General features: G+C 65.0%; 10 protein-coding genes. 6 read left to right on the top strand and 4 right to left on the bottom strand.

Annotated elements, in window-relative coordinates; all coding sequences use genetic code 11:
- Positions 1–52 precede the first annotated feature (52 nt).
- Complete coding sequence (locus C449_RS01205) at positions 53–1,381, top strand: arylsulfotransferase family protein (protein ID WP_006076048.1); 1,329 nt, start codon at positions 53–55, stop codon at positions 1,379–1,381.
- 345 nt (positions 1,382–1,726) lie between these two features.
- Here C449_RS01205 and C449_RS01195 read toward each other — a convergent pair whose 3' ends face one another.
- The gene (locus C449_RS01195; protein WP_006076046.1) at positions 1,727–3,079 is read right to left on the bottom strand and encodes a sulfatase; all 1,353 of its coding nucleotides are present in this window, start codon (positions 3,077–3,079) and stop codon (positions 1,727–1,729) included.
- Between the two features lie 307 nt (positions 3,080–3,386).
- Here C449_RS01195 and C449_RS01190 point away from each other — a divergent pair, with 307 nt between their 5' ends.
- Genes C449_RS01190 through C449_RS01175 form a run of 4 tightly spaced genes read left to right on the top strand, consistent with a single transcriptional unit; the run spans position 3,387 to position 8,995 of the window.
- Positions 3,387–4,430, top strand: coding sequence for a glycosyltransferase family 4 protein (locus tag C449_RS01190; RefSeq protein ID WP_006076045.1), 1,044 nt, complete (start codon positions 3,387–3,389; stop codon positions 4,428–4,430).
- Positions 4,427–4,921, top strand: a complete 495-nt coding sequence (locus C449_RS01185; RefSeq protein WP_006076044.1) for a GtrA family protein — start codon at positions 4,427–4,429, stop codon at positions 4,919–4,921. Before C449_RS01190 ends, C449_RS01185 begins: the two co-directional genes overlap by 4 nt.
- Entirely contained in the window at positions 4,914–6,986 is a 2,073-nt protein-coding gene (locus C449_RS01180; RefSeq protein WP_006076043.1) for a DUF2079 domain-containing protein, read from the top strand. The genes C449_RS01185 and C449_RS01180 overlap by 8 nt, the downstream gene beginning before the upstream one ends.
- Complete coding sequence (locus C449_RS01175) at positions 6,983–8,995, top strand: DUF2079 domain-containing protein (RefSeq protein WP_006076042.1); 2,013 nt, start codon at positions 6,983–6,985, stop codon at positions 8,993–8,995. Before C449_RS01180 ends, C449_RS01175 begins: the two co-directional genes overlap by 4 nt.
- A gap of 9 nt (positions 8,996–9,004) precedes the next feature.
- Here the strand turns inward: C449_RS01175 and C449_RS01170 are convergent, their stop codons facing one another.
- The 3 genes from C449_RS01170 to C449_RS18185 all read right to left on the bottom strand — a co-directional run bounded on the left by C449_RS01170 (position 9,005) and on the right by C449_RS18185 (position 12,061).
- Positions 9,005–10,978: a PQQ-dependent sugar dehydrogenase gene (locus tag C449_RS01170; RefSeq protein WP_006076041.1), complete on the bottom strand. Its 1,974-nt coding sequence runs from the start codon at positions 10,976–10,978 to the stop codon at positions 9,005–9,007.
- A 209-nt stretch (positions 10,979–11,187) separates the two neighbouring features.
- A complete protein-coding gene (locus C449_RS01165; RefSeq protein ID WP_006076040.1) occupies positions 11,188–11,904 on the bottom strand; it encodes a helix-turn-helix domain-containing protein in 717 nt (238 codons plus the stop codon).
- Entirely contained in the window at positions 11,897–12,061 is a 165-nt protein-coding gene (locus C449_RS18185) for a DUF7563 family protein (protein WP_005043441.1), read from the bottom strand. The genes C449_RS01165 and C449_RS18185 overlap by 8 nt, the downstream gene beginning before the upstream one ends.
- Positions 12,062–12,182: 121 nt before the next feature.
- On the opposite strand from C449_RS18185, the gene C449_RS01160 reads away from it, so the two are divergent.
- A partial coding sequence (locus C449_RS01160) for an HPP family protein (RefSeq protein ID WP_006076039.1) occupies positions 12,183–13,526 on the top strand: 1,344 nt, incomplete at its 3' end.

Below are 13,526 nucleotides of genomic sequence, written 5' to 3'. Positions count from 1 at the left end.
GAGCGACGAACCAATAGCACTAAATCGGGTCCCGACCTTCGATTCGCGTATCATGCGTTCGCTTTCCCGCCAGCGACTCGGGGCGGTACTGATCCTTCTTGCCGTCGTGGGCGTCGTCGGATCGTTCGCGGTGAGTGCGGCGACCACACCCGGTGCCGGGGCGGGATCGGCGAACGACTCGACGACCGATCGTGGCCGGACGCTCGTCGGGATGCAGGCCGAGGGGCGAGTCGCGATGCTCGATGCGAACGGCGACCCGCTCTGGCGGATCGGGAGCGATAACGTCGATTACTTCGACGTCACGATGCTCGACAACGGCTCCGTTCTCGCGGGGTTCGTTGCTGAGGGTCAGCAGTCCTGTGGCCCGTACGAATCGCCGTGTTCCCGGACGGGCTTTCGGCTGATCGAACCCGGGCCGGAGCCCACCGTCGCGAACGAGTGGTCGTTCCCAGTACGGACGAAACTCAACAGTGAGGTCCACGACGTCGAGAAGCTGCCCTCGGGCGAGTACCTCCTGACCGACATGGAGTACGAGCGGATCCTCACCGTCGCCGAAAACGGCACGATCACCTGGCAGTGGAACGCCAGCCAGCACTACGACGCGCCGCCCGACGTGACGACCACCGACTGGCTTCACATCAACGACGTCGATCGGGTCGGCGACGGTCGCTACATGGTGTCGGTCCGGAACGCGAACCAGCTACTGGTCATCGAGCGCGGTGAGGGTGTGGTCGACGTGATCAACGAGGACCGCGAGCAAGGCAACGACGCGAACTGCAAGCGGAACAACGGGCTCGCGGACTACAGCAACGACAGCGGTGGCGACGTGCGGTGTGGCGATCCCGAGGTCATGGACCACCAGCACAACCCGCAGTCACTCGATTCCGGCGCGGTTCTCGTCGCCGACAGCGAGAACGACCGCGTGATCGAACTCCACGAGAACGAGGGCGAGTGGGACGTCTCGTGGGGGGTCGACACCTCGAACGGCGTCCGGTACGACTGGCCGCGCGACGCCGACCGCCTGCCGAACGGCAATACGTTGATCACCGACTCCCGAAACAACCGTGTCGTCGAGGTCACGCCGAACGGCACCACGGTGTGGAGCGCCGACACCGGGATTTGGCCCTACGAGGCCGAGCGACTCCCCTACGGTGAACTCATCAACGACGATCGAACCTCGCGGCTCAACGGGAGCGGCGACACTCCTGGCCGATCGACCGGATCCGCGCTCCCGCTCGTCGATCGGGCCTACGCCGGGCTCTCGTTCGTGGTTTCGCTCCCGACGTGGTTCCAGCCGTGGCACATCGGTGTGATCGCGGGCGCGGTCATCCTCACGCTCGTCGGGGGCGTGTTGATCGTGAGTGGTCGGTGGAACCGATAGCTTCTGTCCGCCACGATTGAGGTGAAATCGAGAGACGCCAGCAACTGGGTGATATACTACGAGCACACGCAGGCCGCGAGGACTTTCTCGACCTACTCGATAACGGGTGTATGGGGAGTGGAACGTACCCGACGAACGAAAGCGGAGCGCCGGTGTGCGCCCGTCCTGGGGAGGACGAACAACCGTGTTTGCAGGAGGTATCGGTCCCGGGAGCGCCCTGCGAGGATCACCGCGGTCGGAGCCCGATGTTCGACGAACGGGTGATCTGGCGGCCGCGCGATCCACAGTGGACGCTCTGAGAACGGCAGCGACTCGACCGCGCGAGCAGAAAACTTCGGACGGTGCTTATTCGAGGTAGCCGAGATCCTGGAGTCGCTTCTGGACGTCTTCGTCCCGTTCGACACCGTCGCTATCCGCGATCTCGATCGCTGCGAGGCGGTCGTCGAGTGCGGCGCGGAGCGCGTCCCAGTCCTCGCCGGTCGGGTCCGCGATCGGATCGCGCTCGCCGGGATCGTCCCGACGATCGAACCCCTCGATCCCGTCGTTAGTGTAGATCAGCTTCCGTTCCGGCGTTCGGACCGCGACTTGGAGCGCGTCCGGTGCGAGCCGACCCGGCTCGGTCGGGGTCGAGGCGACCTCGCTGATCACGAGTTCGTCGTCGAGGTCGTCGCCTTCGATCGCCGGTCGGAGTGATCGGCCTCGGTAGCTTGTCGGGGCATCGACACCGGCGTAGTCGAGGATCGTCGGTGCGATGTCGATGTGGCGCACCTGTGTGTCGACGGTGCCGATACTCGTCTCCGCGCCAGCCGGTGGCCGGACCAAGAACGGGACGTGGACCAGCTCGTCGTGAAGGTTCGGCTCGTGGCCGACCTGCCCGTGCTCGAACAGCGCCTCGCCGTGATCGGCGGTCACGATCACGAGTGTGTCGTCGTCCACACTCCGGAGAAGTTTGCCTGCCTTCTCGTCGGCGTGACGGACCGATGCAGCGTACAGTCCCCGGACGACCCGGCGCTCGCGTTCGGTGAACGATTCGGGTTCGTGCTGGGCGCGCGTCACGAGCTGTGCGGGGCTATCCTCGATTTCTGGCACGCCGACCGCCTCGCGGTGGCGTTTCGGCGGGGTGTAGGGGGCGTGGGGTTCGAGCAGATGGGTCCAGACGAACGTGTCGTCGTCGGCGTCTTCGAGCGCCTCGCGCGCGATCTCGATTTCGGCGGCGTCGCCCGTGACTGTACGAAGTGGTTTCTGGGCGTAGCGATAGACGTACTGCGCGGCGCGATAGACGGGATGATCGAGCGAGAAGTTGTTGAGCAGGAACTGCCGGCCGCGTTCGAGACCCGGGAGACCGAACTCGCCGACGTCGCGGTAGTCGGTGTACCCCCGGGCGTAGCCGTACTTCTCGCCGAGCCACGGGTTGGCGTGGACGCCGACCGACCGCCAGCCCGCTCGGTCGAGTGCCTCGCTCACGAGAGTCCGGTCCTCGCTCAGATGCTCGTACCCGCCATGATCGAGCGGGAGCGTCGAGGTGAACACGGATGGAAAGGCGTACGGCGTCGCGGGGCCGTGGCTTACGCCTTCGGTGAACACGACGCCGTCCTCTGCGAGCCGCGCGAGGTTTGGCGTGTGATCGCCCGCCGGATCGGGCATGAACGAGGCGTGCGAGGCGCGCCACGCGTCGATGGTGAGCAGCAGCGTCTTCATTGTCGGACCGAACCGCTCGGGCGGGGATTTATCTTACTATACATCGGAGCGGCGTCGCCACCGGATGGCAAACCACGACCCAGCCAATCGATGAAATCGGCGGCCGTTCGGGCGTCGGCCGGTCGCTCGGACGGGCGCTCACCCCGGACGGCGGCCCGAGCGGGTAACGATAGGTATGTTTAATTGGCTTCGGCCAATCGGTTCGGTCAATGACTGTTCCTCCACGCGACACCGGCTTCTCCGTTCGCTCTTCGTCCCCGACATCGCCTGAAACGACTGCAAACGACGATCTCGCCACTGTATAGTCATGGCTGGGACGCGCATCGCTCTGTGCCCCCATCTCTCGGTCGAGCACTACCGCGGCGGCGAGAAGTGGGTCACCGCGCTCGCGAACCGACTCGCGGCCGACGGGGTCGACGTCGTGATCCGCGCGCTGCCGTACGCCCCTGGCGGCGAGCGCCGCGTCGACGTTCGTGACGTCCTTCACCCGGAAGTCCCCTATCGAGAGGCGTGGCACCACGATCTCTCCGGGTTCGACACCGCGTACGTCTTCTACAACCCGCTCTCGGAGGTGTTCTTCTCCGGTGGCGGGACCCGCATTGCCGGCATCCACTCGTGGGCGTTCGTCTCACGAAAACTGTTCGAGTCCCACTACGGGGTCGTTCCTACCGCGACAAAGCTCCTCTATCGGGCAATCGGCGAGCGCGATCTCGGTCGGTTCGACGCGGTCCACACCGTGACGCCGGCCTACGATTCGCCTCACCCGAACACGATCCACATCCCGAACTTCGTCGATGTCGAACGGTTCCGCCCCGACAGACAGGACCGCGCCGAGGAGTTCACCGTACTGACGACCGCCGCCCACATCCAGGAGAAGGGGTGGGACACGATCCAGACGGTGGCAGAACGCCTCTCGCCCGAAATCCGGGTCGTGACGACCGGCGACGGTGCCGGAGCGGTCGAGGGACTCGGCTTCCTCGACGAGGACGAGCTCGCCGACGCCTACGCCCGCGCCCACGTCGTCCTCCACCCGGCGCGGGTCGACACCGACAGCATGGTGATCAACGAGGCCTGCGCGTCGGGCACTCCCGTGGTGACGACGCCGCTCGCGACCCACGTCCGCGAGAACGAGGCCATCCTTCAGGCGGAGACACCCCGCGGGATGGCCCACGCCATCGAGCTCCTCCACGCCGGATGGCGGCACGACGATGGCTACGACGAGCGCTGTCAGCGCGCGCGTGAGGAGGGGGAGACACACGGTTTCGACGAGATCTATCCGCGGCTCAAGGACCTGCTCACGTCGCCGCCGACCGCTCAGGCCGGTACGACCCGAACGGAGGTGCGCGTATGAGCGTTCTCGATTCCGTTCGTGAGCGATCCCTGTTCCACCCACAGAACAAGCGGCTCGTCAAATACCTCATCGTTGGGGTCATGGGTATCGCGATCAATCAAGGGGTGTTCTTGCTCACGGTCGATATCGTTCCATACGTTATCGCCGGACTGCTCGGCAGCGCTGTAAGTATCTTTGCCAACTACATCATGAACGACAGTTGGACGTGGCGTGAGAACGGCACGGCGGGCTTCGGCCAGTGGCTTTGGCGCGCGGTGAAGTACGGCGCGACACGCGTCGTCGGGGTCGGTATCGGCCTCGTCTCGCTGTTCGTCTTTGTCGAGCTCATCGGAATCGAGCCGGCGATTTCGAACATCCTTCGGATCGGCGTCGGCGTGATCTGGGGATTCGGCGCGAGCGAGAAATGGGTCTGGGCGTCCGAGGACTCCTCGCTGTCGTTCGAGAAAATCAAACAGATGCTCTCACTCTCGGGCGAGGGCAAGCGTGAGTAGGCTCAGCGAAGCCGTCGGTACGGCCGAGTCGTCCGACTCCGCCACCGACAGAGTGCTCGATATGCTCCCCGATCGCGGTGATCCAACGTGGTACGTGGTGGGGCTCGCGTTCGTGCTGTTCGTCGGCTTTTCGATCTACACCTCGATCGTTCACGCGCGCTTTGGCTCGACTGGGGCCGATCTCGGTGCGTACACCCACATGTTCGCGAGCACGCTCGACGGTGAGGGTTGGCTTCTCCACGGGAAGTATCGTGTGAGCCAGCCGACCGGCTCGTACTGGGGGGCCCACTTCTCGCTCACTCTTCTCCTGTTCCTGCCGCTGTTCGCGCTCGTTCCCTCCGTCTACACGCTGCTGGTCGCCAAGTCGTTCGTGCTCGCGTCGAGCGTCGTCCTCTGCTGGCTGCTCGCGCGTGAGGTCCTCGACTCCGACCGGCTCGCGGGCGTCGTGACGCTCTCGTACGCGTTCAACCCGTTCCTCTGGTCGGCGTGGTCGTTCGATTTCCAGGAACAGATACTGATTCCACCGTTGCTGTTCGCTGCGTACTACGCCTACCGGAAGGACCACCATCTCGTCTTCCTCGGCTTCCTCGCCGCCGTGCTGTTCACCAACGAGTTCGTGATCTTCGTCACGGTGGGGTTCGTCGGCGGCTTGGTCGTCGCGGCGGCCCGAGCGGGGCGGCTGCGCGAGCGCGCACCCGCACTCGTGGGGGCGTTCGTTCTCGTGGGAATCGCGCGCTTCGTCTCGACGAGGGTCATGAGCTACTACAGCGAGTTCGGCGGACTACCGTCGTACGTGGTGGCGGAGCCGCTCCAGCCGTTCATCGAGTCCGCGCGGGTCTCGCTGATCGATCTCCTCGGTGTCGTCCTCGCGAATCCCGTCCTTCTGATCGACTCGACGACGTTCGCAGTCGAGCAGAAGGCAGTCTTTTTCGCTGCGTTCATGCTGCCGGTCGCGTTCCTCGCACTGTTCGACGAGCGATCGCTGTTCGCGCTCCTCCCGTTTTTGGGTTTTGCGTGGGTGTTCACCGGTGAGGCGAAGGCGGTCTACTACCAGTTCGGCGCGCATTACCCGCTGTATCTCCTGCCGTTCGTCTACGTCGGCACGATGGGCGCACTCGATCGGCTGTCGGCACGGTTCGGACCGATCGAAACGCCGTCACGGGCGGTGTTCTCGGTGCTCGTCGCGTTCGTGCTCGTCGCGAGTCTCGTGGCCGGCGTGGCCTCGGGTGGTGGCCATCTCGCCCGCCCGCCCGACGCACAGCCGGACCACAGCGAAACCCTCGACGCGGCGATCGATTCGATTCCACCGAACGCCTCGTTGATCGCCCAGAACGACATCTACCCGCACGTCGCCACCCGCGAGAACGCGGGGTTCATCGTGAGTCAGGGGACCTTCAGCGCGTACGAGCGTGAATACGGACCGGTCACGCCCGAGTACATCCTGATCGACAGCCAGCTCAACCCGAACGCGCCGTGGGCACGCACCGTCCAGCGGACCTACGCCGACCGTCTGGGCTCCGAGTACGGCCTTTACCGCTACGAGGACGGCATCCAGGTCTTCAGACAGGGCTACGACGGCCCGGTGCGCGGGATCACGAGCGAGGAACCCGGAGCACGTCAGTACGCCCCCGCTGACTTCGCTACGGGAACCGGAACGGAGCGCAACGGCCGGATCGTCAGCACCAACGGCTCCTCCGGCGATTACATCTGGTTCGGGCCGTACGACATCCTGACGCCGGGGACCTACACGGCGACCTTCCGAATCAACGCCACCGACGGGAACGCCGATCCGGTGCTGCGAGCCGACGTCGCGGTCGGAAGCGATCACGAGATCGTCGCGAGCGAGGACGTGACGCCACAGCCGGGCCAACAGAACGTCACGATGCAGTTCACGGTCGACGAGACCGTGACTGACGTCGAGTTCCGCGGTATCCGTCAGGGAGAGGGACGAGTGACGTTCGACGGCGTTCGAGTGAACTACGAATCGCCGGATGCCGGCGCGAACGCCAGTCGGCTCGCTGCCGACACGACGGCGACCACGATTCCGGCGGGGGGTGACGGATGAGCACTGCCGACCGGCTCGGCGAGACCGCGCGTGCGTACCTCCCCGAGCGTGGCGACCCGACGTGGTACGTGCTCGGACTCGCGCTCGCGCTGTTCATCGGCTTCTCGATCTACCTGTCGCTGCTCTACCGGAGCTTCTGGCTCACTGGCGCGGACTTCGGCAGCTACGTCCACATGTTCGAAACCACGCTTGACGGCAGCGGCTTCCTCGAACAGGGGAAGTTCACCGTCCGCGGCCCGGAGAGCTCCTACTGGGGTGGCCACTTCACCGCGACGCTGCTCGCCTTCCTCCCGATCTACGCCCTGTTCCCGTCGCCGTACACGCTGCTCGTCATCAAATCGGCCCTGCTCGCGGCGAGCGTCCCGATGCTCTGGGTGCTCGCACGAGAACACCTCGACTCTGATCGGATCGCGGGGTTGCTGACCGCCTCGTACGCACTCAACCCGTTCCTCTGGTCGGCGTGGCTGTTCGACTTTCAGGAACAGATTCTGTTGCCACTCCTGCTGTTCGCGGCGTACTACACCTACGCCCAGCGGCGTTACGTCGCCTTCCTTGCCTTTCTCACGCTATCGCTGTTCACCAACGAGTTCGTGACGCTGTTGGCTGGGGGCTTTCTCGTGGGTCTTGCGGTCGCATCCTATCGCGGCGGTCGACTCCGAGCGGAAGCGTGGGTGTTCGGCGTCGCGATCGGAATCCTCGTCGTCGCCCGCACGATCGCGAACTGGGCGATCGGCCAGTATAGCGATACTTCGGGGCTGCCGACCGACGTCATCGCGGCCCCACTACAGGCGTACGTCGAGGGATCACGGGTCGGTCTCGGCCGGCTGATCGAGATCGTGCTCGCTAACCCGACGCTCATCATCGACTCGATCGCGGTCGACGTCCTCGACAAGGCGACGTTTCTCGTATTGTTGTTGATTCCCGTGCTGTTCGTCGCGGCGGTCGACGAGGTCTCGCTCGGCGCACTCGTCCCCTTCTTCGGGTTCGCGTGGGTGTTCGCGGGGCGGGACGTCTACTACACCTTCGGGGCGCACTACCCGCTCTATCTCCTGCCGTTCGTCTACATTGGCGCAGTGCGCGTCCTCGCGTGGCTTGACCTCGACGCCACGATCGAGCGAGAGGATGTCCGGGCGTCGGCGCGGACAGTTCTCTCCGGCTTGCTCGTCCTCGTGCTCGTCGCCAACCTCGTGGTCGGCGTGGGGATGGCCGCCCAGAAGAACGCGGTACCGACGACGAACGACCACACCGAAACCCTCCACGAGGGGATCGAAGCGATCCCCGCGAACGCCTCCGTACTCACCCAGAACGACGTCTTCCCTCACGTCGCCGACCGCGAGAACGCGACGTTCACCGCGAACCGGACGCTGTTCTATCGGTACCAGCGTGCGAACGAGCGGCCACAGCCCGAGTACATCCTGCTCGACACCCAACTCGAAACCCAGCGGATCGAGTGGGCACAACCGATCCGCCAGATCTACCTCGACCAGTTCGGTACCACCTACGGTCTCCAGTACTACGAGGACGAGGTCTGGGTGTTCAGACGGGGCTACAACGGCTCACCGTCGGGACTCTCCGGCTCGTACGCCGTCGAGCCGCGCACCTACGAGCCGAACGACTTCATCCCGAACGACGCGCTGACCATCGACGGCAAGCTGGTCGGTTCGGGCGGTGCGGAGGGCATCTACTACTGGTACGGACCAGGGACGATGCTCCCGCCCGGTGAGTACACCGCGACGTTCCGGGTCAACGCGACCAGCGAGAGCTCACAGCCCGTCGCGAACCTCGAAGTCGCTGCGGGCGTCACGCCCCGTCAAGTCGCCAACGAGACCGTGACGAACACCGACGGGACCGAGAACGTGACGGTCGAGTTCTCGCTCGATCGGATGGAGTCGAACGTCGAGTTCCGCGCGGTCCGGGCCGGCGGTGAGGGACGACTCGCGCTCGAAAACGTCACCGTCGCGTCGAGAGAAACAGTCGGTAACACCAACACCGCGAACGGATCGGGCTGAACGGTTCCCTTACTCGCGTTTCGAAAGCAGGCGGGCAGCGACGCCGCCGATGGCGGCGAGGGCTGCGACCACGCCGAATCCCGGGCCATCGACGCGACTGACCCATCCCTCGCTCTCGCCGGTGTTGGTGGCTCCAGTCGTCCCGGCGTCCGTCGTTGCGGTGGATCGATCGGTCGTGGCCGTCGCATCGCTCGTCGGTGTCGGTGACGCCGTTGGCGTCGGTGTGGGTGTCGGCGTCGGGGTCGGCGTGGGCGTTGGTGTCGGCGTTGGCGTCGCGGTCGGTGGTTGGTCGGGCGTTGCGGTGGCAGTCGACGTCGCCGTCTCGGGACTGGGAGGGTTGATCTTGTGGACCGCGCCGGTCTCACCACGAACCCCGAGGTTGTCGGTCGTCAAGACGTAGAGTTCGCCACGTGAATCGGGGTAGACGCCGAGTACGTACGAATCGAGCGTCCCGTTCTCGTACCCCTCGAACGTGACTTCCTCCAAGGACCACTGCCCCTCTCTCGGGGGCGTTGCGGCGAACACCGAGCCGCCCGGTCGACCGGTTTTGCTGTAATCGCCGAAGACGAACTTCCCGCGAAGGGCAGGGATCGTCGCGTTCTGATAGATCGTCCCGCCAGTGACAGCCACGCCGACGCCATCGCCCTCGTAAGTGTGTGGGTACTCGATGATCGGATCGATGAGCGGCTCGCCGCCGCGGACGTTTTCGGGAGTCCGGTCCGGGCAGTCCGAGATCGGCCGGCGCTCCGCGCTGGCGAAACAGTGACTTCCTTCCTTGACGTTCCAGCCGTAGTTTTTCCCTTTCACAACGATACTGACCTCTTCGTATTCGAATTGGCCGACGTCACAGACGAACAGATTGCCCTTGTTGAAGCTCATTCGCCAGGGGTTGCGAAAGCCCCACGCGAACTGTTCGTCGAGTCCTTCCTCGCCGACGAGGGGGTTATCGTCGGGAATACCGTAGGGTTTGTCGTCCTCTTGACTGTCGACGTCGATCCGGAGGATCGATCCCAGCAGGTTCTCGTCGACGTCCTGCCCGTTGCCGCCACGGTTTTCGTACCAGTCGTCGACGTTTCCGGGAATCCGGAGATCGCCGCCGCCGTTGCCCATTCCCATGTAGAGGTAGCCGTCGTCGGGACCGAACAGGATATCACCGGCGTTGTGGGTGTAGTACGGCGACGGGATTTCGAGGATGGTGCGTTCGGAGTCGGGATCGCCGGCCGAGAAGTCCTCGGTCGCTCGAAACTCAGAGAGCACTTGAGTATGGGTGAAGTCGTTTGGCGTCCCCGGTCGTGACGGCGCGCTGTAGTGGAGGTAGAACTTCCGGTTATCACGAAAGTTTGGATGGAAGGTAAGTCCGAGTAGTCCGCGCTCGTCGATCGTCTTCTCACCAGGAAGATTATCGAAGTTGACGAGCTGGTCGCGGATGTCGAGGAACGGCTCCAACCCATCCCCACCGAGCGTGAAAACCTGTCCGATTTGATCAACCACGAAGCGGCGATCGTCGTCACCGGGCGGGACTTCGAGTGCCGTCGGTGCGGTCATCCCGCCCTCGGCGATGGTTTCGACCCGAACTGTTGCACCCGTCGGCATGAACCGATCGGACGAGGACTCTTCAGCTGCGGTCGTTGTAGTAGATGTCGATCCGTCTATACGAAGGTCGCCACGCATCGACTGCGGATGTACCTCACAGAGATACTCCGCCATCTCCTCGGTCGCGGTGAACGTGAGCGTTTGTGTTGCACCCTGCTCGGCGATGATTTCGGTGCGTTCGAGTATGTTCTCGTCGCTGTCGATCAGTGCGACGTTGTGGTCCAGTCCGTCGACGTTGGTCCACGTGATCTCGTAGCGCTCACCGGGCGTGAGGGAGAGCGTGGGGTTCGTTTGCCCGGCGATCGTGTCAGGGACTCGACCGACCCAGCCGGTAGTGTTCCCGTCAAGCTCGAAAATCGCCGTCGACTGTGCCCCGGCGACGCCGCTCATCCCGAGTGCGGTGGTCGCCGCGGCGGCCTTCAGGAACCGCCGCCGGGACGATGTCGGAAGGATGGAGGGCGTAGGCGGTCCTCTCGTCACGGTCGTATCTGTACGCAAAGCGGATTAAGACTAACGGCTCCGGCTCGTGTGGTTAGCTGACATCCCACAATTGGGTCGATCGAGAGTGTGGTTCGACGATCTGGTCCCCGTTCGCGGATTCACTCAGTCACAGAGTCGTGACCGTCGACGACCGCACCACCGACGATCTGGCCGTAGGCTCGACGAAACCGCTCGGAGAGCGCCTGGTGGGAGATGTCGAGTTCGTCGGCGAGATCGGCCGCCGTGACCGCGCGGGGCACTTCGTAGTAGCCCGCCTCATACGCCGCGATCAGCGCCTCGCGCTGCTCGTCGGTGAGGTCGAACCGGCCGCCACGGCTGCCGCCGTACGTGCCGATCCGTTCGAGTTCGGTCCCACACTCACAGTCCACGATCGCCTCGTACGCCCGGGCGAGGGCGTCGCGGTCGGGAAGCAACAGTTGGAGTGTCCACCCGCCGGCCCGCCCGCGTGCCGACAGGATCGTGGCATCCTCCTCGCGAACGCGTTCGACGAACCGGTGTGGATGCTCGCCCCACGCGACGCGGAACACCCACCCGTCACCCCGATCGGCGAGATACTCGACCGCCGTCACCGACGAGTCCGCGTGGAGCGCAGCGGCGATGTCGTCCTGGATGGCCGCGTCACTCCGAATCACGAGCAGTACCCGGCTGTCCGGAGCGGCGACAGCGGGTTCGAGTTCGACCCGCACGCCCGGGGCCCGCTCGAACAGGGTTTCAAGCGCGAACCCCTCGGCTGTGACCGCGATCCGGGCTGTCGTCGCGTCGGTTTCTACGGACGCGTTCCGGTGTGTATCCGTCGTCGACGCTTGCTCACCCATCGGCGTGGCGTGGCGAGCGTGCGCTCCGGACCCCGTTGCCGTCGCGCAGTTTGTCTTCGCAGTTCGGACAGACGCGCGCGTTCTCCATCTCGTCCGGAGCGAACACGCGCACGTACTGTGCAGTCACGAACCCCCCGCAGTTCTTACACTCCGGCATACATCCGAAAGCCAGCGCCCAGTGAAATACGTGTACGCCCTTATCACGCACCCCACTTATCACCGGGTGACGAGCTATCCGGGAGGGAAACCCACTTCTATACCGACAGGCAACGACCGGTATGTTCGACGGCGTGCGTGGGATTCTCGTTGCGCTGTGCTCGCGCGCCAGACGGCTCGAACGCCGCGAAGTCCACGAGTTCCGGCGCTGGGTCGAAAACACTCGAAACCTCGTCCACCTCTCGGTGCTCCTGTTCGTCCCGTTGCTGATCGCCGTCGTCACGGCCATCTCGAACCTCTCGGCCGAACTCTCGTTCCTGCTCTTTCCGCCGCTCGCCTCCGGAGCGTACCTGCTGTTCGCCCACCCGACGGGACGGTACGCGTCGCCAGGGCGGTTCGTCGCCGGGTTGACCCTCGGCGCGCTGTGTGGCTGGCTCGCGCTTCAGCTCTCGGCGACGCTCTTGTACCACGCCCCGCCGAGTCAGCACCGGATTCACGCCGCCGGTGCGGCGCTCGCGATGTTCCTCACCGGCGCGACGACGTGGGGGTTCGACATCGAGGAACCCGCCGCGTACTCGACCGCACTGCTCGCACTCGTCGGCGACGCTACCGACATCTCCTACGTGATCTCGATCGCCGCGTCGAGCGCGCTGGTTGCCGGCGTGTTCGTCCTTTGGCACCGCGCGTTCTACGCCCACCGCGCACGCTATCTCTATCGCTCCACCAAGGGTGACGACCACGTTCTCGTGCCGATGCGTGGCGAGCACCCCGATGCGACTGCCATGCTCGGTGCCCGCCTCGCCGCCGCCCACGACGCCGGCAAGGTCGTGCTCCTCGACGTCGTGGATGCCGACGAAACGGACGTCGAGGCCACCCAACGGACGGCCACAGATGACGGCGAGTCCCTTGCGACTGACGGCGGCACGACCGAGACGATAGGGGGCAACTCGTCCACCACGGATGTCGCCACGGGGCTCGAAGACCGTGCCACCACGATCGAGTCGACTGTTGGCGTTCTCTGTGAGGTCGCAGTCGTTGACAGCGGCATGGAGTCGCTTGCAGCCGCAGTGCTTCGGACCGCCTGCGAGAGCAACTGTGACCTGATCGCGACGCCCTACGAGGAATCTGAGGGGACCGCCGCACCGTACATCCGGTCGCTATTTCGGACCGACATGGACGTGCTCGTCCACTGCTCGGTCGATGGCCGGACTGACTGGCAACGCGCGCTGGTCCCGGTCCGGAGCGTGAGCGACGTGGCCCACAGCATGCTCGGGTTCGCCTGCCGGCTCGCAGGCTCGGCCGGCGAGATCGTGGTCTGTCACTGTATCGACTCGTCGGCCGACCGCCGACACGCCGAGGAGATGCTCGCCGATCTCGTCGAACCGTTCGCCAACCGGATCGAAACTCGCATCCCACAGGCCCCGATCGAGTCGTTTCTCGAAACCGTCGCGCCACAGTACGATCTC

The organism is Halococcus saccharolyticus DSM 5350, from assembly GCF_000336915.1.
In the GTDB taxonomy this organism is placed as follows: domain Archaea; phylum Halobacteriota; class Halobacteria; order Halobacteriales; family Halococcaceae; genus Halococcus; species Halococcus saccharolyticus.
The sequence above is the reverse complement of the archived record's forward strand: the minus strand, read 5'-3'. Positions and strand labels throughout refer to the sequence as shown.